Annotated in this window: 20 protein-coding genes; 8 read left to right on the top strand and 12 right to left on the bottom strand. The window is 54.4% G+C overall.

Annotated elements, in window-relative coordinates; genetic code table 11:
• Positions 1-9: 9 nt before the first annotated feature.
• The 7 genes from JWF83_RS00920 to JWF83_RS00950 are packed head-to-tail and all read right to left on the bottom strand — an operon-like array spanning position 10 to position 6,520.
• Positions 10-453 carry a flagellar FliJ family protein gene (locus JWF83_RS00920; RefSeq protein WP_413648023.1) on the bottom strand — a complete coding sequence of 148 codons (444 nt, stop codon included), beginning with the start codon at positions 451-453 and terminating at the stop codon, positions 10-12.
• A gap of 12 nt (positions 454-465) precedes the next feature.
• Positions 466-1,785: a flagellar protein export ATPase FliI gene (fliI, locus tag JWF83_RS00925; RefSeq protein ID WP_413648421.1), complete on the bottom strand. Its 1,320-nt coding sequence runs from the start codon at positions 1,783-1,785 to the stop codon at positions 466-468.
• Complete coding sequence (gene fliH, locus JWF83_RS00930; protein WP_413648024.1) at positions 1,785-2,477, bottom strand: flagellar assembly protein FliH; 693 nt, start codon at positions 2,475-2,477, stop codon at positions 1,785-1,787. The genes fliI and fliH overlap by 1 nt, the downstream gene beginning before the upstream one ends.
• Before the next feature lie 3 nt (positions 2,478-2,480).
• Positions 2,481-3,527 carry a flagellar motor switch protein FliG gene (locus JWF83_RS00935; RefSeq protein WP_413648025.1) on the bottom strand — a complete coding sequence of 349 codons (1,047 nt, stop codon included), beginning with the start codon at positions 3,525-3,527 and terminating at the stop codon, positions 2,481-2,483.
• The gene (fliF, locus tag JWF83_RS00940) at positions 3,499-5,127 is read right to left on the bottom strand and encodes a flagellar basal-body MS-ring/collar protein FliF (RefSeq protein WP_413648026.1); all 1,629 of its coding nucleotides are present in this window, start codon (positions 5,125-5,127) and stop codon (positions 3,499-3,501) included. Before fliF ends, JWF83_RS00935 begins: the two co-directional genes overlap by 29 nt.
• A 9-nt stretch (positions 5,128-5,136) precedes the next feature.
• Entirely contained in the window at positions 5,137-5,484 is a 348-nt protein-coding gene (locus JWF83_RS00945) for a flagellar hook-basal body complex protein FliE (protein WP_413648027.1), read from the bottom strand.
• 19 nt (positions 5,485-5,503) lie between these two features.
• Complete coding sequence (locus tag JWF83_RS00950; protein WP_413648028.1) at positions 5,504-6,520, bottom strand: sigma-54 interaction domain-containing protein; 1,017 nt, start codon at positions 6,518-6,520, stop codon at positions 5,504-5,506.
• A 561-nt stretch (positions 6,521-7,081) separates the two neighbouring features.
• On the opposite strand from JWF83_RS00950, the gene JWF83_RS00955 reads away from it, so the two are divergent.
• From JWF83_RS00955 to JWF83_RS00990, 8 genes are all read left to right on the top strand, one after another.
• Positions 7,082-7,906, top strand: coding sequence for a FliM/FliN family flagellar motor switch protein (locus JWF83_RS00955; RefSeq protein WP_413648029.1), 825 nt, complete (start codon positions 7,082-7,084; stop codon positions 7,904-7,906).
• A complete protein-coding gene (gene fliN / locus JWF83_RS00960; protein ID WP_413648030.1) occupies positions 7,899-8,273 on the top strand; it encodes a flagellar motor switch protein FliN in 375 nt (124 codons plus the stop codon). The genes JWF83_RS00955 and fliN overlap by 8 nt, the downstream gene beginning before the upstream one ends.
• 50 nt (positions 8,274-8,323) lie before the next feature.
• Complete coding sequence (fliP, locus tag JWF83_RS00965; protein WP_413648423.1) at positions 8,324-9,028, top strand: flagellar type III secretion system pore protein FliP; 705 nt, start codon at positions 8,324-8,326, stop codon at positions 9,026-9,028.
• Positions 9,025-9,297: a flagellar biosynthesis protein FliQ gene (fliQ, locus tag JWF83_RS00970; RefSeq protein WP_413648031.1), complete on the top strand. Its 273-nt coding sequence runs from the start codon at positions 9,025-9,027 to the stop codon at positions 9,295-9,297. The genes fliP and fliQ overlap by 4 nt, the downstream gene beginning before the upstream one ends.
• A gap of 2 nt (positions 9,298-9,299) precedes the next feature.
• Positions 9,300-10,073, top strand: a complete 774-nt coding sequence (gene fliR, locus JWF83_RS00975) for a flagellar biosynthetic protein FliR (RefSeq protein WP_413648425.1) — start codon at positions 9,300-9,302, stop codon at positions 10,071-10,073.
• Positions 10,073-11,209, top strand: coding sequence for a flagellar biosynthesis protein FlhB (gene flhB / locus JWF83_RS00980; protein WP_413648032.1), 1,137 nt, complete (start codon positions 10,073-10,075; stop codon positions 11,207-11,209). The genes fliR and flhB overlap by 1 nt, the downstream gene beginning before the upstream one ends.
• Positions 11,196-13,295, top strand: a complete 2,100-nt coding sequence (locus tag JWF83_RS00985; protein WP_413648033.1) for a flagellar biosynthesis protein FlhA — start codon at positions 11,196-11,198, stop codon at positions 13,293-13,295. The genes flhB and JWF83_RS00985 overlap by 14 nt, the downstream gene beginning before the upstream one ends.
• A gap of 136 nt (positions 13,296-13,431) precedes the next feature.
• Positions 13,432-13,917 (top strand): YlaC family protein, encoded by a 486-nt coding sequence (locus tag JWF83_RS00990; protein WP_413648034.1) that lies wholly within the window; start codon positions 13,432-13,434, stop codon positions 13,915-13,917.
• Position 13,918: 1 nt separating this feature from the next.
• On the opposite strand, the gene JWF83_RS00995 is transcribed toward JWF83_RS00990, so the two are convergent.
• The 5 genes from JWF83_RS00995 to JWF83_RS01015 form a co-directional block, all read right to left on the bottom strand.
• Entirely contained in the window at positions 13,919-15,328 is a 1,410-nt protein-coding gene (locus tag JWF83_RS00995) for a PLP-dependent aminotransferase family protein (RefSeq protein ID WP_413648035.1), read from the bottom strand.
• Positions 15,329-15,617: 289 nt separating this feature from the next.
• Positions 15,618-16,490 carry an Rpn family recombination-promoting nuclease/putative transposase gene (locus JWF83_RS01000; protein WP_413648036.1) on the bottom strand — a complete coding sequence of 291 codons (873 nt, stop codon included), beginning with the start codon at positions 16,488-16,490 and terminating at the stop codon, positions 15,618-15,620.
• A 432-nt stretch (positions 16,491-16,922) separates the two neighbouring features.
• Positions 16,923-17,411: a DUF2569 domain-containing protein gene (locus JWF83_RS01005; protein ID WP_413648037.1), complete on the bottom strand. Its 489-nt coding sequence runs from the start codon at positions 17,409-17,411 to the stop codon at positions 16,923-16,925.
• Positions 17,412-17,841: 430 nt separating this feature from the next.
• Positions 17,842-18,834: a spore coat protein U domain-containing protein gene (locus JWF83_RS01010; RefSeq protein ID WP_413648038.1), complete on the bottom strand. Its 993-nt coding sequence runs from the start codon at positions 18,832-18,834 to the stop codon at positions 17,842-17,844.
• Entirely contained in the window at positions 18,831-21,275 is a 2,445-nt protein-coding gene (locus tag JWF83_RS01015; protein ID WP_413648039.1) for a fimbria/pilus outer membrane usher protein, read from the bottom strand. Before JWF83_RS01015 ends, JWF83_RS01010 begins: the two co-directional genes overlap by 4 nt.
• Positions 21,276-21,277 lie beyond the last annotated feature (2 nt).

The raw sequence follows: 21,277 nt of genomic DNA on the forward strand, positions 1-21,277 counted from the left end.
AGTCCCCCCTTATTGATGCCTGCGGCGATGGCGCAGCCAGCTCTGCATCGCCTGTCCGTCGGTAATTTTCTGTTCCTGGCCGTTGCGTGCGCGCAACAGTGCCGCCTGTTGCTGTTGCAGTACCACTTCCACCGTCTTCTCGCGGCAGGCCTGTAGGATCAGGTCCTGCTGTAACTGCTGCTGCTCGATCTGCGCCAGCGCGTGCTCCTGTTTTTGCCAGTCAATCACCCGCTGAATATTGGCTTTGTAGCGCGCCAGATTGTGCATCTGCGTGGCGTCCTGGCTGGCAATCGCATCGCCACTGCTGAGCGAATTTAGCGCATCAATATTGTTGTGATAGCGCTGGCACAGCTGCTGTTGCTGCACCAGTTTGCCGCTGGTTTCGCTGACCGCCCGTTCACGCAGCAGGCGCAGTTGCTCAAGGGTGGCGATAGTTTTCCGGGTTTTAAACATTGGCGTTCCACATTAAGCACGGCTGAGAGCAGTCAGATCGACGATCGACTGTTGCAGCGAGGCACAGTCATCTACCTGCTGACACAGATAGCTGTCGATAGCCGGATACAGACGTACCGCACGGTCAGCCTGGGCATCGACACCGGCAACATAGCCCCCCAGTGGAATCAGCGGCTTCAGCGCCATATAGTCGGCGTACAGCTGCTTCAGCGTCTGCGCCGCCTGCTGATGTTCACGCCCGGTCACCTGGTTCATGCAGCGGCTGATGCTCTGACCAATATCGATTGCCGGATAGTGCCCGGCTTCCGCCAGCTGGCGTGACAACACAATATGGCCGTCCAGTACCGCGCGCGCGCAGTCGACAATCGGATCCTGCTGGTCATCGCCTTCCGCCAGCACGGTATAAATCGCCGTCATAGTGCCGTCGCTGTCGCTATTGCCTGCGCTCTCCACCAGCCGGGGAATAATGCCGAAAGCCGAGGGCGGATAGCCTTTGGTCGCTGGCGGCTCACCGAGTGACAACGCAATCTCACGCTGCGCCATGGCGTAACGCGTCAGCGAGTCGACCAGCAGCAGCACATCTTTGCCGCGATCGCGAAAATGGGCGGCGATGGCATGGCACATTTCGGTGGCTTTAATACGCATTAGCGGCGATTCATCCGCCGGCGCCGCCACCACCACCGACTTCGCCATCCCGGCGGCCTGCAGCGCATGTTCAATAAACTCTTTCACTTCGCGCCCGCGCTCGCCAATCAACCCCACCACCACCACTTCGGCCTGCGTCGCCCGGGTGATCATGCCGAGCAGCACGCTTTTACCGACGCCGGAACCGGCCATCAGCCCGACGCGCTGCCCTTTGCCAATGGTCAGCAGACCGTTAATCGCCTTCACGCCGACATCCAGCGGCGTCGCTACCGGTTTGCGCGTCAGCGGATGAATTGACTCCGGCTGCAGTGGCAACAGGCTGTCGCCCGCGAGTTTGCCTTTGCCGTCAATCGGTTCGCCAAGCCCGTTCACTACCCGCCCCAGCCAGCTGGCGCCAATCGATACCCCGGCGGACTTTTCCGCCGGAAACACCCGGGCGCCGCCGATCAACCCTTCCGGCTGCTTAAACGGCATCAGAAAAGTTACGTTGCGATCGAAGCCGACCGCCTGCGCGTCGACCAGTCCGCCGCTGGCGTCTTCAACCTGACAGCGTTGTCCCACCGCCAGACGACAGCCAATACTCTCCAGTAGGATGCCGTTTACCCGCACAAGTCGTCCGGCGACGCGCGCCAGCGCAATGTTGTCGATCGACCTCAGCGCCTTATCAAACGCGGCGTTATCCCTCATCACTCACCCGCTGCTTCGCTCAGATTCTGCGTTAAGGCGTCCATGCACTGTTCCAGCCGGTGATGACAACCAATATCCATTTCGGCAGACTCGGTAATCACCCGACACTCTCCGGATTCCAGCTCCGCTTCCGCAGTCAGGCCCCACTCCGCCACTTTTGCCGGTTCGATTTCGCTGATGCGCAGCAGCTCTTCCGGATTCAGCAATACCCGCAGCCGGGTCGGCGCCTCCGGCAGGCTGAGCAGCGACTCCTCCACCAGCGCCAGCATCTGCGTCGGTTGCAGCGCCAGCTCACAACGAATAACCTGGCGCGCCACTTTCTCCACCAGTTGCAGCAGCTCGGCACGGCGCCGCTGCTCATGTTCGTTCAGCGTCGTCTGCAGTTGCCGGATCAGGGCATCCAGCGGCTGTGCCGCCAGCATAAACTGGGTATGCGCAATGCGTTTGCCGTCCTCGCGTCCAAGACGCAACCCCTCTTCGCGGCCACTGCGCAGCCCCTCCTGATATCCCTGATCTTTGCCCTGCTGCAGTCCCTGCTCAAAACCATCGCTGACGCCCTGCTGAAAGCCGTCCATCAGCTGTTGCTGATAGTGGCTGCTGCCCGCGTCCGCCGCACGCCAGCCATGGCGCAGCGGTGGAAACTGGTGCAGACGCGCCGTGCCGCCGGCTTCCGTTTTTAGCTTGCTGATCATCGCTTACTCCATGGTCTGTTCACTGAACAATTGCACCTGAATCTCACCCTCTTCCGCCAGTTCGCGTACGTAAGCCATAATCTCTTTGCGCACCTGCTCAATCCGGCTGACCGGCACCGCACCAAGGCGGCTAATGGTACTTTGCAGCAGCTGCACCTGACGGCGCGGCATAGCATCGAAGATCACCTGACTCAGCACCGGTTCGGTACCTTTCAGCGCAATCGCCCACTTCTCCAGCGGAATATCCTCCAGCAGTCGCTGCAGGGTGGCGGCATTCTGCCGGCTGAGAATAAAGAACTCGTACATCTCGGTTTTCAGCGCATCGACCACCTGCTCGTCACGCGCCTGCAGTTGGTCCAGCAGCGATTGCTGGTTCTCCGAAATCCGGTTGACGATATTCGCCGCCTGGCGGATACCCTGCACTTTGGAACCGTGCTCCGACAGCACCGCCACGCCGCGCTCGATCAGCCGATCCAGCTCATCGACCACATCGCGATTGACGTCATCCAGTTTGGCAATGCGGTAGAGGATCTCGTTCTGGCGCGTCGGCTCAAGATGCATTAACACCAGTGCCGCGACATCCGGCGGTAAAAAGGCGAGAAACACCGCCTGCAACTGCAGATGCTCCTGGTCGATCAACGCCGCCAGCTGTGGCGCATCCACCCATTGCAGGCGCGCCATACGGTAACGGATCTCGTCGCCGTAAATACCGGTAATCACACTACGGGCAATTTCGCCCCCCAGCGCCTTTTCCAGAATGCTGCGCAGATAGCTGCGCGAGGCGCCGTTAATACCGCTCTGCTCGCGGTAATCCTGAAAAAAGTTATTCAGCGCCACCCGCGCCTGCGCCACCCTGACGCCATGCAGACGCGCCATCGTTTCGCTTAGGCGCAGCACCTCCTCGCGCGACAGCTTGCTCATCACCGTTGCGGCCGCCTCCTCACCAATGCTCAGCAACAGAATGGCGGCCTGCTCCAGACGGGTATGGCTGCTACCCTTCGCTGGTTTGCTAGTGCTGAGGTTATTTTCCACTGCTGTTGCTAAGCTCATTGCTGCCTATCCACTGTTTCAATACTTCGGCGACGCGATCGGTCTCGCTGTGCGCCAGGGTTTGTAAGTAGCTGACTTTGGTTTCCAGTCCGGAACCTTGCGGCGGCAGATGGTCATCACCCGGCAAGTTTCCCGCAGCCAGCACCGGAGAGAGCTCGCTCTCTTTCTCACCATCATCCCTGACGAAGACGCCATCCGGCAGCGCCGGTGACGCCGGCTTCGGATGCGCCGGCGTCTGGCCGACACGCCGCATCATCGGCAGCAGACCAAACAGGATCACCAGCAGCGCCAGCAGACCAATACCGCCACGCTCGGCCCACAGCAGAGTGCTGTCACGTTCCCACCACTGCAGCTCCGCCACTTCCGCTACCTCCGGCCGGGTAAATGACAGTTGCGTCAGGGTCAGCTCGTCGCCGCGTCGGGTATCAATGCCGGCGGCATTGGCCAGCAGCTGATTCATCGCCAGGTGATTAGCTTCGCTCCATCCCTGTACCGCTTTGGCGCTTTCATTCAGCACCACCGCCACCGACAGCTTCTCCAGCTGATAACCGGGATAGCGCACATGGCGCACATCGCGATCAAACTGAAACTGGCGCTGCGCCTGGTTACGCGTCGACAGCGCCTGCGGATTGCTGTTTTCCGCCGGCGGCGTTGTCGCGACCGGCCGGTTACTCAGCGAACCGGGAATGCCGATCGCCAGCTGGTCGGTGGTATTTTCCTGTTGCAGACTCTCACTGCTGACGCGCGGGTCGCCGAGATAACGCTCCTGAGTCTCTTCCACCTGGCTGAAGTTAATCCGCGGCACCACGCTGATGCGGAAGTTTTCCGCGCCGATCACCGGCGTCAGAATATGTGCCAGATTGTGTTCGATCTCATTGCGCAGCCGCTGAATCATCTCGCTACTGTTTTTGATCCCGCTACGCCCGCTCAGCAACTCTTCGATATTGGCCGAGAGCAGAGCGCCGTGTTGATCCACCACCCGTACCTGTGCCGGTTTCATCCCCGGCACGCTGCCGGCCACCAGATTAACGATCGCCGCCACCTGCTCATCGCTGAGGGTTTTGCCATACTTCAGGCGCACCACTACCGATGCGCTGCTGTCAGGTTTGTTGCTGAGGACAAAAGAGCTGGCTTCAGAGATGCCTAAATGCACGCGCGCGAAGTCGACGCTATCCAGCGCCATAATGCTCTGAGCCAGCTCCCCTTCCAGGCTGCGTTTAAAGCGCACATTCTGAATAAACTGGCTGCTCCCCAGCATCTCCTCTTTATCCATCAGCTCGTAGCCTTTCGGCGTCTGCGCGCTGATCCCTTTGGCGGCCAGCGCCATACGCGCCTTTGGCAAATCGCTTTCACGCACCAGCAGATTGCCGCTGTTCGGTTCCACGCGATAACCCAGCCCTTCGCCAGCGAGCACTTCCACCACCTGGGCGACCGGAATATTCTCCTGGGAGCCAAACAGCGTGGTGTACTGGTTATTACTGCGCCACAGCAGCGCGATCACCACCGCCGTGATCGCCACGGCGATGGCGCCCGGCACCAGCCACTTTTTCAGTTGGTCTGCCGGAAAGCCCGCCAGCATCTGTTTAAATTTTCCGCGCACAACACACCCTTACATTGAAATATTCATGACTTCGTCAAAAGCATGGGTCAGTTTGTTACGCACCTGCATCAGGGCAGAGAAGGCGATACTGGCTTTCTGGCTCTCCAGCATGGTGCCGGTTAAATCGTCGCTGGTGCCCATTTCGATGGCGCGCTGCCTGTCGCTGGCGGAGTGCTGCAGCCCGTCAACATGGCTGACGGCGTTATCCAACACCTGACCAAAGGAGGGCGCCCCTGCGCTGATGCGGTGGTCGCCGCTGGCCGGATCGATGGCGCCTGCGGCGGCCTGTGCCTGCATACGCTGCATTTCGGCAATCATCTGGTTTTGCACGCCGGTGGCGTGAAGTTTCTCAATCATGTTATGTTCCTGCTGTCGCTTAAGAGGTGAAACCCAGGTCGAATCCCTGCTGCCGCATGGAGGCCAGGCGGTAACGCAGCGCCCGCGGGGTTATGCCCAGAAACTCGGCGGTTTTCGATTTATTTCCCTGATGGTGGTTGAGCAGATCGACGATGTACTGAAACTCGGCGATCCGGCCGCGCTGCTTAATCGGACTTTCGTCACCCGCTTCGCCAGCGCTACTGGCCGGCAGTAGTGATTGCAACGCGGGTTCCGCTGACCGTTGCAGGCCGAAACAGGCGGCATTCAGCCGGCCATCGGCGCTCATAATCAGCCCGCGCTGAATGATGTTTTCCAGCTCGCGCACATTACCCGGCCAGTGGTACCCCTCCAGTAGCGCACGGGCGTCAGCGGTCAGCGTCGGGGTCTGCGCCACCAGCGCGCGGTATTTGCCAATAAAAAACTCGGTTAGCGGAATGATCTCCTCCTTGCGATCGCGCAACGGCGCGATATGAATCGGCACCACGGAAAGGCGGTAATAGAGATCCTGACGGAAACGCCCTTCGGCGATCTCCACGCTCAGATCTTTATTCGTCGAAGCAATAAGACGGATATCCAGCGCTATTTTTTTATGGCTACCAAGGCGTTCAACTTCCTGTTCCTGTAATACGCGCAGCAATTTAGCCTGTAATGACAGCGGCATATCGCCAATTTCATCCAGTAATAATGTACCGCCATTGGCCTGCTCAAATTTTCCTGGCTGACTGCTAATCGCGCCGGTAAAGGCACCTTTTTCATAGCCAAAAAGAATCGCCTCCAGCATATTTTCCGGAATTGCCGCACAGTTAACCCCGACATAGGGCGCCGTCTCATCAAATGCCGCGTGATGAATATATTTCGCCACGCACTCTTTCCCGGTACCGGTCTCACCGGTAATTAAAACAGGCACATTAAATTTTGCCAGACGATCGGCCAGCGAGAACATACTGATGCTGGACGGCGCTCTGGCAATATAACTAACTGGTTTTTTATCGAGACGGTTCCCGACCCAATCCATAACAATAATCCTCCACCCTTGGCTTACCTCGTTATCCATCAAGAAGCGATAAGGACGTAATTATTTATGTTTGATAATCGCTATTCAGATCGCTGCATTAAACCAACATGATAAAACAGTGAGTAAGACAGTGCTTAAACGCGATATTACAGACAACGGATAAAATTTACGCCAAGTATACATTTCGGATGATTCATAACCAGCATTAACGGCGTATTAAAAAATTAATGGATTTAAATCAACACGTTACACATTTAAATTAATATTTTTCCAAAAATATAATTAACAGATTAATAAGAAAAGCAGTATTGCATACCGCATTACCATCCGATTTAATACAGGCAAGGATTTTTCCTAAGCATGGCAACGATCAGACTTTCATATTTCTTATCAACCATAAAAGATCAATGCACGATGCTAAATAACGGACTCAATTAACCGCGACCAGAATGATGTCGGTCATCATCGATGCCTGACATCATTTATGCGTTAACCTGGATCATAATGATGCGTTCAAAAAGTGCCAAAATCAGAATCTATCATCAGGGAGAGCATCCTGAGATGATGAGACTGGATGTCAATAAACTTGGCCGCCCTTATCATAAAGTGCCAAAAATCTTTACCGATAAATTCGATCAGTTTGATGGCAAGCTGAGTATTTATTTCCTGAAGAAGTTTCGCGTCAATGTGGCGCTCAAGGCCATGCAATTCCAGATGGACTCCTGGAAAAAGAATAGTCAGATTTTTATCAGCGCAATTGGCAACCTTGGTTTTAATATTGACCGTGCGCTGCTGCTGAACATTTTGCAGGATTATTACGGTTTAGCGAAGGATAATCAGCAAAATATGCCTGCCGAGCCGGCCCCGGTAACTAAAACGGAAGAGCGCCTGCAAAATAAGCTGGCAATTGAACTGGTGTCATTGCTGACCAGCGATGCATTATTTGGCGAAAAACTAACCATTAAACCCGATTATTCCGCGCTGATTACGCAATGGGCCTGGCGAATCGAATTTACCCTCGATGGTTATGACCAGGGCAATTTCTCACTGCTGTTGGATGCCGCGCATGTCGATCGCCTGCTGACCAATATGCGTCAGCACGCCGCCGACCGCGCCAGGCTGCAGCAGGAAGTACAGCAGCAAGATGTGCAGGCCACTTTCAGCAATTTGCCGGTGCGTTTGCATGGTCGTCTGGCGACATTACCGCTGACGGTAGCGGAACTGCTGCTGCTGAAGCACGGCGATATCCTGCCGATGGCGCTGCCGGATCGTGTCCCGTTATTTATCGGCCCGCAGCCGCTGTTTAATGCCGCCATTCGTGAAGATCGCGGCCAACTTTTCTTTTCCGAATTTAGTGACCGTACGAGTGAACAACACCATGACTGATATAAATAACGATCTGGCCAGCGCGCTGGATTTTGATTTCTCTGTCGACGAACCGGCCGCCAGCGATCAGGCGGAGAATGAGCAACAAGCCCAGTTGCAGCAGCGCAAACAGCGCAATCTGTCGCTGTTCAGCCGCATCCCGGTCACCCTGACGCTGGAGGTTGCCTCCGTTGATATCTCGCTGGCGGAGTTGATTAACGTCAATAACGATTCGGTGATTGAGTTGGATAAGCTGGCCGGTGAACCGCTGGACGTTAAAGTGAACGGTATTCTGTTAGGCAAAGCGGAAGTGGTGGTACTTAACGACAAGTACGGCCTGCGCATTATTGAGTTCAACAATAAAGAGCTGGGTGAACTGACATTATGATGGCTTCCCGCCGGGTCGTTGCCACCCTGCTGCTGGCCGCCCTTGCGCTGATGCCAGCGATGGCGCTGGCGCAGCAAAACGGACTGACGCTGTTTTCGGCAACGCCGACTGCCAGCGGGCAGGATTACAGCGTGAAAGTTGAAATCCTGATCCTGATGACGCTGCTCGGCCTGCTGCCGACCATGCTGCTCATGATGACCTGCTTTACCCGCTTTATTATCGTGCTGGCACTGTTGCGCCAGGCCATTGGCCTGCAGCAAAGCCCGCCGAATAAGGTATTAACCGGTATTGCGTTGGTACTGACAATTCTGGTGATGCGTCCGGTGTGGACGCAGGTTTACAGCGAGGCAGTGGTGCCGTATCAGAATGAGCAGATCACCCTGAAGCAGGCGCTGAGCAACGGCGAAGCGCCGCTGAAGAAATTTATGCTGTCGCAGACCAGTAATAGCGCGATGGCGCAAATTATGAGTATCGCGCAGGTAAGCGGCAATCCGCAGGACCAGGATCTGTCGATTGTCGCACCGGCCTTTATGCTCAGCGAACTAAAGACGGCGTTTAAGATCGGTTTTATGATCTATATCCCTTTCCTGGTAATCGACCTGATCGTCTCCAGCATTCTGATGGCGATGGGGATGATGATGCTGTCGCCGCTGATCGTCTCACTGCCCTTTAAGCTGATCCTGTTTGTACTCTGTGACGGCTGGTCGCTGATCGTCGGCACGCTAACACATAGCGTACAGGGGCTGTCGCCATGATGACCATTGATGTGGCGGGCGATATCCTCGCGCAGGGGTTAAAGCTGGTGCTGCTGATCTCGGTGGTGGCGATTGTGCCCAGTCTGATCACCGGTTTGCTGGTAAGTATCTTCCAGGCTACCACCCAGATTAACGAACAGACGCTGAGCTTTCTGCCGCGTCTGGTGGTAACGCTGGTAGTACTGGTGCTGGCCGGGAAATGGATGCTGACGCAGCTTATCGATTTCACTCAGCTGATCTTTGAACAGGCCGCGAAGCTGGTGGGCTGATGATGGGCATTGCAATTAACGATCTGATTAATCCGCTGCTGGCGCTGTGGCTGCCGTTTGTCCGGATCCTGGCATTTTTCCACTTTTGCCCGATCGTCGAACAGCGCGCCTTTCCGCGTAAAGCCAAAGTGGCGCTGGCGCTGCTGTTAAGCATCGTGCTCACGCCGATGATCGATAACAACGTCATTCTGCGCGAGCTGATGAGCGTTCAGGCGCTGTTGCTGACCGCCGAGCAGGTGCTCTGGGGTTTGCTGTTTGGTCAGATGCTCAACTGGGTGTTCTGGGCACTGCAGACCGCCGGATCGATTCTGTCGATGAATATGGGGCTGGGGATGGCGGTGATGAACGATCCCGGCAGCGGCAGTTCCACCATGGTGATTTCACAGATTATTTTTGTTTTTTCCGCGCTGCTGTTTTTCGCTATGGACGGCCATCTGCTGCTGATCACCGTGCTGTATAAAAGCTTTACTTACTGGCCGATTGGCGAGGCGATTAACGCTCTGACCCTGCGCACTTTTGTCACCGGTTTCGGCTGGATTATCTCCGGCGCGCTGCTGCTGGCGATGCCAACGGTATTTATTATGCTGCTGGTGCAGGGGGTGTTTGGCTTGCTGAATAAGGTCTCGCCGACCCTGAACCTGTTCTCGCTCGGTTTCCCAATCAGCATGCTGTTTGGCTTGTTCTGTTTCCTGCTGCTCAGCAGCAATATCGGTGACCATTATCTGCATTTAACCAATCAGATCCTGGCACAGTTTGACCGGCTGAGGAGCGACTGATGTCAGGCAACAGTAGTGGAGACAAAAGCGAAAAACCCACCGCCAGTAAGCTGCAAAAGGCGCGTGACAAAGGCGATATCCCGCGTTCGAAAGACGTCACTATGGCTGCCGGGCTGGTAGCCAGTCTGTTTACCGTGCCGTTTTTCTTCCCTTACTATCAGCAGCTGATTCAGGACTCCTTTGAATCGATGACGGATATTGCCATGCGGCTGGAGGACGAGGGCGCCATGGGGCAGTTTATGCTGACCAATGTGCTGATTGTGATGAAATTCCTCGCCACGCTGCTGCCGATCCCGGCAGCGTCGATCATCGCCAGTCTGGTGCCGGGCGGCTGGATTTTTGTGCTACAGCGCATTAAACCCGACATTAAAAAGATCAGCCCGATCGCCGGCGTTAAGCGGCTGTTTTCCGGTCAGCATCTGGTTGATGTGCTGAAGATGATCGCCAAATGCTGCATTTTACTTGGCCTGCTGTATCTGATGATCAACAGCAACCTGCCGGAACTGATCGGTCTGCAAACGCTGTTTTTGCAGGAGTCGATCTTTCATGGTCTGGCGTTGTGGTATTCGATTATCAGCCTGTTCGTGGTCACTATCGCGCTGTTTGCCTTTATTGATATTCCGCTGAGCAAACACCTGTTCACCAAAAAAATGAAGATGAGCAAAAAGGATGTGCGCGAGGAGTATAAAAATCAGGAAGGGAATCCACAAATCAAAGGCCGTATCCGTCAGTTGCAACGGCAAATCGCCATGGGACAGATTAACAGCCAGGTGCCGCAAGCCGATGTGGTGATTACCAACCCGACACACTTCGCGGTAGCGCTGAAGTATGACCCGGCGAAAGCGGCGGCGCCGTATATCGTCGCCAAAGGGGTGGACGATATCGCGCTCTATATCCGCTCGGTAGCGGAAAAGCACCTGGTGGAGGTGGTGGAGTTTCCTCCGCTGGCGCGCTCGATTTATCACAGCACGCGCGTTAACCAACAAATTCCGGCATCACTGTTTCGCGCCATGGCGCATGTGCTGACCTATGTGATGCAACTAAAATCCTGGCGCGCGGGTGCCGGCGACAAGCCACAGCTGGACCGCCAGATATCGATTCCAAAAGAGGATGTAAAAACGCATGGGAAAGTTTAATACCCAACATCTGCTGGCCATGCTGCGTAATAGTCATATTGGCGTACCCACGCTGCTGCTAAGCGTACTGGCGATGGTGATCTTACCGCTGTCGCCGCTGGTGCTGGATATTCTGTTTACCTTTAATATCGTGCTTTCCATCATGGTATTGCTGGCCAGTGTAAACAGCCGCCGCCCGCTCGATTTCTCGGTGTTCCCGACGATTTTGCTGGTGACCACGCTGATGCGTCTGACGCTGAACGTCGCCTCCACGCGCGTGGTACTGCTTAACGGTCACGAAGGCGCAGGCGCTGCCGGTAAAGTGATCGAGGCATTCGGCAACGTGGTGATCGGCGGCAACTTTGTCGTCGGTTTCGTGGTGTTCATCATCCTGATGATCATCAACTTTGTGGTGGTGACCAAGGGTGCGGAGCGTATCTCCGAGGTCTCGGCGCGTTTTACCCTGGATGCCCTGCCAGGTAAACAGATGGCGATCGATGCCGATCTTAACGCTGGTCTGATCAATCAGGAGCAGGCCGGTGCGCGCCGGAAAGAGGTGGCCAGTGAGGCCGACTTCTACGGCGCGATGGATGGCGCCTCGAAGTTTGTGCGCGGTGATGCCATCGCCGGGATTATGATCCTGCTGATCAACGTGCTGGGCGGGATTCTGATCGGTATTTTTAAACATCATCTGGAAGCGGGTCAGGCGTTTGAACAGTATGTTCTGCTGACCATCGGTGACGGTCTGGTGGCGCAGATCCCTTCCCTGCTGCTGGCAACGGCGGCGGCAATTATTGTCACCCGCGTCAGCGATGGTGGCGAGATCGGCGATGAGATTAAAAGCCAGCTGCTGGCGAAACCCGCCACGCTGTATACCGCTGCGCTGGTGATGTTTGTTCTGGCGGTGGTGCCGGGAATGCCGCATCTGGTATTCCTTGCCTTTACCGCGCTGCTGTTGTTTGCTGCCTGGCGCCAGAGTAAGACCATGATCAAACCAGCACAGACGCCGCAGGATCTGCAGGCGATCAGCAAGGCGCTGGATGACGATGAACATTACAACGTCAGCTGGGAAAGCATTCCGGTGATTGAACCGATTGGCCTCAATCTCGGTTATAAGCTGGTTACGCTGGTGGATAAAGCGAAAGGCAGCCCGCTGACGCAGCGTGTGCGCGGGGTACGCCAGGTGGTTTCGGAGACCAGCGGTCTGCTGCTGCCGGAAATCGCCATTCGCGAGGACTTTCGCCTTAAACCGGCGCAGTACGCGATACAAATCAATGGGGTGCGCAGCGCCATCGGCGAAGTGCATGCCGATCGGCTAATGGCGCTGCCGACCGGTGAACAGTATGGAGAGATCGACGGCGTACTGGATGTTGATCCGGCCTACGGGCTGGCGGTGACCTGGATCTTACCGGAGCTGAAGGCCAAAGCGCTGAACCTCGGCTACCAGGTCGTGGATTGCCCGAGTGTGATTGCCACTCATCTGAATAAAGTCGCGCGTGAAAACCTGCCGGAGCTGTTTAACTACGATGATATTACCCGGCTGAACGAGCGGCTGGCGGGGATGGCGCCTAAACTGGCGGAAGACCTGAACAGCACGCTGAATTACAGTCAGCAGCTAAAAGTGTATCGCCTGCTGCTGGTCGATCAGGTCTCACTAAAGGATATTACCACCATCGCCACCACCCTGCTGGAAAGCGCGGCGGTAACCAAAGATCCGATTCTGCTGGCTTCGGATGTGCGTTACGCGCTGCGCCGCGCGCTGGTGGCGGCCATAGCGCCGGATAATAAGCCGCTGTCGGCCTTTACGCTGGAAAATACGCTGGAAAATTTGCTGCTGTCGGCGCTCAGCCAGGCACAGCAGGCGGGGAAAGTGGCGCTGGATAGTTTTCCGGTGGATCCGAATATCCTCACCCAGTTGCAGTCGACACTGCCAGTGATTCTGGAACAGCTGAAAGCGCAGAACCTGACGACCGTACTGCTGGTGACACCGCAGCTGCGCCCGCTGATTGCACGCTATGCGCGGCTGTTCGCCAGCGGTTTGCAGGTGCTTTCGTATAATGAAGTACCGGATGACGCCAATCTGCAAATTGTTGGTAATGTCAGTTAAAGCAAAAATGCACCGGCGGCATTTATGCCGCCGGTTGCAACTGTTATAGAAAAACGGGCCCTAACTGTGCCTGTTATTATCCTGCATAGCGTGTTCTAATTTTACTCTGGCTGGAGTTTTAAGACCGAGGTGAATAATGAACGAAATAAAACAGATCCTGCAGCGTGAGATCGAGATACTCAATCGTACTGAACAGCGCGATAACAAACCTCGCTTCAGCTTTAACTTTCTCAAAACCCATCCTGGCCTGTGGCTGTCGATGTATATCTGTTATGCCCTGACGGTAGCACTGATCTTTACCACCGATTTTCTTGGCTGGCCGGCGTTCTGGGGCGCGACGGTGTTTATTCTGGTAATGAGCGTACTGATGCTGCTGGATATCAATCCGAAATACCGCTTTGAGGATATCGACCACCTGCACGATTTACGCGTCTGCTATTACGGCGAGTGGTATTACGTGCGCACCCTGTCTGATGCGGCAGTCACCGAGATCCTCAACCACCATGCCACGCCGGAAAACGTGAAAGCTGGCATTAGCCACTTGTTATCGAATAAAGGCAACGTCGATTTCTATGATGTCTATTCCCTGACCTGGGGCAACGCGCCCGCCAGCCGGGTATAAATCACATCATGGCGGCTATCAGGCCGCCAAGGATCGCCGCCGCCGCTTCCTGCGCGTCATCCCATGGCCAGGCCGCATTAAAGCGAAAATAGTTGGCATACTGCTGACCTGACGAAAACATGCTGCCGGGCGCAATACTGATATGGTGGCTCAGCGCACGATAGTAAAGCTCGGTGGCATTCACCTGTTTGGGCAACTCAATCCAGAGAAAATAACCGCCGCGCGAATCATTGATGCGCGTGCCATAAGGCAGATGACGTTTTAGCGACTGGCGCGCCAGATTCTTACGCTGCTCCAGCACCTGCCGCAACTTGCGCAGGTGGCTGTCATAGCTACGGGTGCCGAGATAGTTAGCCAGCGCCAGCTGCATCGGCGCGCTGGTCGACAGGGTACTCATCAGCTGTAAGCGCTGAATACGCTGGGCATGCCTGCCCGCCGCCACCCAGCCCACACGAAACCCGGCCACCAGATTTTTCGAGAAAGAAGAGCAGTGCAATACGTTGCTGTTGTGATCAAACGCCTTGGCCGGTAATGGTTTTTCACCACCGAAATAGAGCTCGCTGTAAACATCATCTTCAACCAGCGCCACCTTATATTCAGCCAACAGCGCCACCAGTTGCTGCTTCTTTTCGCTACTGAGGGTAAAACCCACCGGATTTTGCTGGTTGCTCATCAGCCAGCAGGCTTTAATCGGCCAGCGCGCCAGTGCGCTTCGCAGTTCATCGAGATCCATGCCATGTTGCGGATCGGTGGCGATCGCCACCGCCTTCAGCTTTAACCGCTCAATCGCCTGTAGCGCGCCGTAAAACGACGGGTTTTCAATCACCACCCAGTCACCCGGCTCGGTAACCGCCTGCATACTGAGGTTCAGAGCCTCCATCGCACCGTTGGTAATAACAATTTCATCCGGCGACACGGTGATCCCCTGCTGGGCATAGCGTTGCGCCAGCATTTTACGCAGCAACTCATTGCCGGGCGGCAGGTTATTAATGGCGTCAGCCGGGGTTAAAGTACGGGAAACGCTATTCAGCGATCGCATCAGCTGCCGCTGCGGAAACAGCTCCGGATCGGGAAAGGCAGAGCCAAAGGGAATGATCGACGGATCGCGGCAGGCCTGCAATACATCGAAGATAAAGGCATTGATATCAACCGTTTCCGCCAGCTGCACTTTCTGATGGCTGACCGGTTGACTGAGAAACTCTGCGCGCGGCGCCACATAATAGCCGGACTGCGGGCGCGACAGGATCCAGCCCTGGCTTTCCAGCACCTGATAGGCATGCATGACCGTCATCAGACTCAGCCCGCTAAGCATCACTTGCTCTCGCAGCGAAGGCAGACGTTCGCCCGGTTGCCACACTTCCGCTTCAATCTGTGCACGAATCTGATGCACCAGCTGTTGGTATTTTGCCACGATCTGTTACAGGCCATTTGAGAATAGAGGGGAACTATTATAGGTAATAAGGGCGGGAATGTCGTGGGGATGGTAAAGGTGACATACTACAGCGCAGATCAGTATGTCACCCTGAGAGAGTCATAATGATGGTTTGTTACAGAACGTTGTCTGTCCGGTTTACGCAGTCAAATCATTACTCACCATTGATAATAAATCTCAGACTCAAATGATTACCGCCTGCAGTATAAAACCAATTATATTTCAGATAATAATTATCAAGATTTTAATGTGAGTTTTATTTATATCATTAGTGATGGAGTCGTTTAAGTTCACTCTGAGATAGTCCGGTCACTCTCCTTACCATCGAAGCGTGCACGCCCTCATGAAGTAATGCACGGGCAATTCTGCGTACTTCTTCCTGACGTCCTTCCAGCTTAAGTCTTTGCGCCATTGTCATAATTAACTCCTCATCTTGTGGTAATGCCTTCACCAGCATACGGATAAATGATGTCGGGTCGGTAGTATCTCCTGCCCGCAGTATATATTCAATCGAAGCAGTGCGCTGCCCCTCGGTATAATAATCACTTTGTAACAATGTGACCAGTTGCTCAAAGTACGCGGAAAAATCTCGCTGAAAGATATTCTTCTGCATAAACTCAAGTAATGCCACCCCCTTATGCTTCATTATTTCACTATCGGAAATAGCTGTGACATCCACCAGCAGAAAACCGCTGTTATACAGCCCCACGGCCAGACTTGGCACATTTAATTCCTTTCGCAAATGCAGCGCATTTGGATAGGGTCTCTTCCGTCCATGATAGAACAGGATAGGTATAACCAGCGGCAGTTGTTCATGTCTGGCATCATAATAGGGTTGCATTCCGGCGACGACATAGCGCAACATCCGGTAAGGCATATGCCGGTGGGGGGAGCTCTGATGTTCTATCACACAGTAAATATTACTGTTTCCTGTAACTGTTTTCATTGAGTAATATATATCGGATCGCAGCTCCCGCTGGTCCATATCGATAAAACTACCTGATACCAGTTGCAGAGTATCCAGTCTACAAACTTTCAAGAATGCCGGTGGCAGATGGGCCTTCAGAAATGCTCTGGCGGTATCAAGATTGGTAAGGAATTGCTTAAATATTTTATCATGTGGTGCAGATGTCACTTTCATTATTGTTAATCCTGTCATTCCGTTTGACGTTGTGATAATTACGCCAGAAAAAGCGTTGAGTAAGGCGAGCAGGAAAATAACAAATCAAAAATCACATAGAAAGACGCATTGAATAAAAATGTGATTAATCTGACAACAAAAATATGGCAGTTACATCTCTTACAATCCCGCATGAAATTTAATTAGTCACCACAATAACCATTTTAACTAACTTATTACTGTAGGGGAGCCATTTATGGCTCCCGTGCTGATGGCTTAAGACCAGGCAGAAGATCGAGGTAATCACGCCACTTGCTGATAAAAATCTATTTTCATGACTATCACTGATGGATAATTTGGCATGCAACCCTTTAGCATCTAACTTTTCTCATCAGTTGGTTTATTATTTCCAGCATAATTCCCCGGCGCTGCCGTCCATTTCCACCCTGGTGATTAGCGTACAAATGTACGTTTAACCCGAACGGAAACTAAAAAATAAGAGATCCAAATAGCACATCCTATGATGTTTCTGCCTAACCATGCGAATTGACCATGCTGTAACTGTACATCATAAACAGAGTATGCGACGCTGAGATCAGTCAGACAAAAGAGCAGATTAGCAACAAGAAGAGAGATATAAAAACCCGGAGTCTTGCGACGTTTTCTGAAAAATTGACCGGCAGTATAAACGGCAAGCCCGGCAATCATCAGCCAGCCGCAGAACTCAAAAATAATTAACGGTATAACCGATCGGATGTTATCAGGATAAAGTAAATATTTTAGTGCGCCCATTGCCTGAAATGTGGAAAAACATATGGACAGAACAATACTAACCGCCGGGATATACAGAAAACCGCCTATTTTCTTAAAAGCATTCTCTTCACATCCCTGACAATAATCAGAATTTTTTATTGCTTCATTTTCACATTTAATACACTGCATCTGACTTCCTTTTTAACAGACGTTAACACATTAACCAACACTGAAGCTGTACAAAAAACAGGCTTAACCCGATAAGAACACCAGGCGGGATTTTTTATTAGCTGTTTCAGGCCTTACCTCAGTAACACCAACATAGCTACCGATAACTAAAACAATAACCAATAGATTATCATTAATATTTAGAAATACACTTAAGACTGGCTGGTTAGTGATTTAATAAAACTAATTCCACTTAAGGCGGAATATAAAGAAAGGCAAAGTAAAACCGATAGTTAAAATTAGTATCCGCGTAGCGCATCAGACAGAAGAACAAAAACACCCTCTATTCCCCTTACAATACGCTTCCAGGTTACATCCTGTTTACCTGGCCGTTAGCCGGAAAAAATATTAAGCCGAATGTATCTCCGGTGACAGGTATTTAATCGCGCCATCAGAATGATAAATCCACTACCACATTATCCGTGTAACTTCCCACCGCGGGCGTATTCTGGGTGGTAAGTACCCGGGCGGTGTAATTATAACTGCGCGTCACGCCATCGCTGCTGACCGTGTTGGCATTAGCGCTGCTCTGACGCTCACTGCCATTCGCCCCCCAGCGATCGCTGCTGCTGGCTTTATAAATTTCGTAGCCAAGCATATTACTGCCACTGGCCATATAGCGCAGATTATTGACCGCATGCGCGCCATTGCTCAGACCAACGCTATAGCTGCTGCCTTTGGTGCAAATCACACTGATCGATTGCGAAACCGTGGTGAAACTGCCGACCAGCGGCGCACTGCCAAAGCTGATATTGGGGGCGTTAATGGTGGTGCAGTCATTGGTGACTACCATGGTGACGGTAAGCGGAATAACGCCTGAGCCATTCTGGTCCTGACCCGACAGGCAGAGTAATCCCCCCACTGACAGTCCGGTACAGATACGATAAGTGACCGCCACACTTAGCATAACGCTATAGGTGCCGGCGGCTACCGGCGTCGCCGGTAAAACGGTGCGCAGATAGAGCGGAATAGAAAAGTTATATGAGCCGCCGAGGCCAAGGTTCAGCAACTGACTGGAACTATAGGTTACCGCCGTTGCTCCGATGGTCATCTCTGATGCGCAGGTTGATACCGCACAGAGCTGAACCGGAATATTGTCACTGCCGGTATCCCCTGCGCGTTTCATGGTGCCGCGCGTAGCGGAAATATTGCTGGCCGTCGACAGGGCTAACGTAATGTTATTCGACGACAGCAGCCCGATAATCAGACCCGATCCGCAGTTAACACGAGCCGTGGTTGATGTTGCGCTGACGGCACTGCCGGCAGTAAACGACGTCACCGTGCCAAAGCTGGCGGTCGAAGCAGGCAACGAACAGGCTGCCCGGCTGCCAGTAGCAAATCCGATGGCGATCAACGGTATAAGTACCAATAAAAGTCTTTTCATGGTCGGTTTCCTGAGGGCAGAGCCGATTGCGGCGCCGTGGATGCCTCCGCTGGCAGCGGCGACAGGGGGCAGGTTATCGGTCCGTAAGTATTCAGGGCTTTTGGCGGACCACCAGCAATAATTAAGCGGCTTTCACAGCGGCGCCCATCCGGCGTCAGCGCCACCAGCGCATTATCAGCCGTCAGGTTGTCCAGCCAGCTGAGGCCATCCCAGCCAACATAGGCTGTCGCCTGCCCCTGGCGCATCACCTGAGTGGATACCGGCAACGGTTCACCATACTGATCGTGCAGAATGACACTGGCGGCGCGCAGCTGTTCAATCGGGAAATTCAGCAGGTAGCCACTCTGACGTTTTACCGCGAAGCGTTGCTCAACCTGTAAAGCGGTCATATCGGCAGGGAGATCGAGAATGTCGATATTATATTTTGCCGGATAGAGAGAACTGACCCCCGGCACCAGCAGATATCCCTGGTCACTGGTGTTCCCCAGCGACTGATTCTCATAGCGCACATTAATGTCGGGATAGCCGGTTTTCACCAGCACAAAAGCATCGTTAACCTGATTGGCGGCAAACAGCCTCCCATCCATTAGCACCAGCGCGCCGGACACATCAGCCCACTCGGTGGTGTTGTCATCACTGCCATAGAAACCGGCGGAGGTTTGCATTTTCTGCGTCCGCCAGTTCAGGCTCCCCTGACGATAATCACCGCCGATGCCCTGATGCGCCCAGGAGGCATCCCATGCGATGCCACCATCAGCCGGCATGGCACGTGAAAGCCAGACCCGCTGCGCGCTTCCGCCCTGCGGGTCGCGTTCGCTACTCATGCTGGCATTACCACGCGCGCCAAAGGGGATCATCAGCGAGATGGCGCCGCTCCAGGCGCCCTGCTGTCGATCGTGGCTGGCGGAGATATACAGGCTGCTGCTGCCCCAGATATTTTTGCTCCATGACAGATTCCATAAGCGGGTGCGATCGCCGGAGCCGCTGGTGATATCAATAAAAGCGGCGCCGAGACTGCCATAATGGTCCAGGGAAATACTGGTGTTGTACTGAGCGCTACGGCGGCTTAACCCGTAACCGTCGTCAGCAGCACCGCCACGACGGTTACCCACCCACGCCAGGTCGCCATACTCGCTGGTGCGCAGCTGGTGCTGAGTACCGATACTGAACCAGCGATTGTTATACTGATAGCCCCAGCTGTATTGTCTGCCGCTGTCTGCTGACATCCGGCTCTGCGCCAGCGCAGCATTGATCACTCCGAGCGGCCCGATTTTGAGCTGCGCACCACCGCCACCCTGCGCCAGCGCGTTCGCCCCCTCCGCATGGGTTTCCAGCGTTAGCCAGTCGGTCGCACCGTAACGATACGAGCCGCTCACTGCCGCCGGTCCGTAATCAAAGTTGCTGATGCCGTAATTCTCGCGGATCGCTCCGGCAGCAACCGAGAAGTCAGATAAACCGGGCTTCAGCAGCTCGCTGGAAACATAAAAAGGCAGCGTGGTGGTAATCTGACGTCCTGTGGCATCGGTAGTGACGATTACCGCATTCCCGGCGCCGTTAATAAACGGCATATTGGTCAGTGAGTATGGCCCCGGCTGTACCTTATTAGAGCTATTACGGTAACCGTTAACAAACAGGTCGAGCGTCGAAGGCAGCGACACCTGACCGGCAAAGGTGGGCAGTGGGTAGGTCACCAGATCCGGACGCAGCGAGAAATCGCGCGCCAGCTGCACCCCGCCAAGCCGGACACTGCTGCTCCAGCCCAGCGCATCGGTAACCAGATCCCCCACCTGCCAGTTAAGAGAGTCGGCTTCGTTCTGACGGGTCCAGGAGGTGTCGTAGCGAATATAACCCTCATCAAACGAACCGCCATCGCCCTCCAGCTGCTGCTGCCAGCTGCCGTTACTGACAAACTGGCCGGGATCGCCAAACAGCCGAAACTCATGCCACGCCGCGAGGCGCGTACCGCTGCTGTCGGTACGGCTGGTATAGAAGTCATAGTTAATCAGCGCGCCGTTGCTGGCGCGGGCGGGATAACGCGGCCGGGGGCTTTCACTATTAAAGGTTTGCGCCGGCAGCCAGCCAGCCGGAACCGTCAGTAATATGCGCTGACGCTGACGGTCATATTCGGCCCTGATCTCCGGCATCGCTGAGACATCCACCAGCGGCGCAGCCAGTTTTGCCTGCGGAATACCGACGCGCTGCAGATCGCCGGCACGCAGCAGGTAGTGACCGTCGCGAAACTCAACCGGCACAATGTCGCCGTTATCGCGTTGATTCACCACCAGCCCCAGCATATATTGCTGATTCGCCCCGCGACTACTGAGCGTGGGGGGCGGTGGCAAAGCGCGGTAAGTTTCCGCCCAGCCTTCTGGCGGGGCGAGGCCGCTTAACAGCGCGGTCATCACCAGCGGGTAGCGCCACCCTGGTGGCAGTGAAGGCATAC

It is taken from the genome of Pantoea sp. B65 (genome assembly GCF_047308185.1).
GTDB lineage: Bacteria > Pseudomonadota > Gammaproteobacteria > Enterobacterales > Enterobacteriaceae > Erwinia.

Excerpts from the sequence above, each read along its gene's own strand:
- JWF83_RS00950 (WP_413648028.1), bottom strand. The coding sequence starts at position 6,520 with ATGGATTGGGTCGGGAACCGTCTCGATAAAAAACCAGTTAGTTATATT.
- fliH (WP_413648024.1), bottom strand. The coding sequence starts at position 2,477 with ATGATCAGCAAGCTAAAAACGGAAGCCGGCGGCACGGCGCGTCTGCAC.
- JWF83_RS00985 (WP_413648033.1), top strand. The coding sequence starts at position 11,196 with ATGGGAAAGTTTAATACCCAACATCTGCTGGCCATGCTGCGTAATAGT.
- fliI (WP_413648421.1), bottom strand. The coding sequence starts at position 1,785 with ATGAGGGATAACGCCGCGTTTGATAAGGCGCTGAGGTCGATCGACAAC.
- JWF83_RS01000 (WP_413648036.1), bottom strand. The coding sequence starts at position 16,490 with ATGAAAGTGACATCTGCACCACATGATAAAATATTTAAGCAATTCCTT.
- JWF83_RS00990 (WP_413648034.1), top strand. The coding sequence starts at position 13,432 with ATGAACGAAATAAAACAGATCCTGCAGCGTGAGATCGAGATACTCAAT.
- JWF83_RS01010 (WP_413648038.1), bottom strand. The coding sequence starts at position 18,834 with ATGAAAAGACTTTTATTGGTACTTATACCGTTGATCGCCATCGGATTT.
- JWF83_RS01005 (WP_413648037.1), bottom strand. The coding sequence starts at position 17,411 with ATGCAGTGTATTAAATGTGAAAATGAAGCAATAAAAAATTCTGATTAT.
- JWF83_RS00920 (WP_413648023.1), bottom strand. The coding sequence starts at position 453 with ATGTTTAAAACCCGGAAAACTATCGCCACCCTTGAGCAACTGCGCCTG.
- JWF83_RS00945 (WP_413648027.1), bottom strand. The coding sequence starts at position 5,484 with ATGATTGAGAAACTTCACGCCACCGGCGTGCAAAACCAGATGATTGCC.
- flhB (WP_413648032.1), top strand. The coding sequence starts at position 10,073 with ATGTCAGGCAACAGTAGTGGAGACAAAAGCGAAAAACCCACCGCCAGT.
- fliQ (WP_413648031.1), top strand. The coding sequence starts at position 9,025 with ATGATGACCATTGATGTGGCGGGCGATATCCTCGCGCAGGGGTTAAAG.
- JWF83_RS00935 (WP_413648025.1), bottom strand. The coding sequence starts at position 3,527 with ATGAGCTTAGCAACAGCAGTGGAAAATAACCTCAGCACTAGCAAACCA.
- fliR (WP_413648425.1), top strand. The coding sequence starts at position 9,300 with ATGGGCATTGCAATTAACGATCTGATTAATCCGCTGCTGGCGCTGTGG.
- JWF83_RS01015 (WP_413648039.1), bottom strand. The coding sequence starts at position 21,275 with ATGCCTTCACTGCCACCAGGGTGGCGCTACCCGCTGGTGATGACCGCG.
- JWF83_RS00955 (WP_413648029.1), top strand. The coding sequence starts at position 7,082 with ATGATGAGACTGGATGTCAATAAACTTGGCCGCCCTTATCATAAAGTG.
- fliP (WP_413648423.1), top strand. The coding sequence starts at position 8,324 with ATGCCAGCGATGGCGCTGGCGCAGCAAAACGGACTGACGCTGTTTTCG.
- fliN (WP_413648030.1), top strand. The coding sequence starts at position 7,899 with ATGACTGATATAAATAACGATCTGGCCAGCGCGCTGGATTTTGATTTC.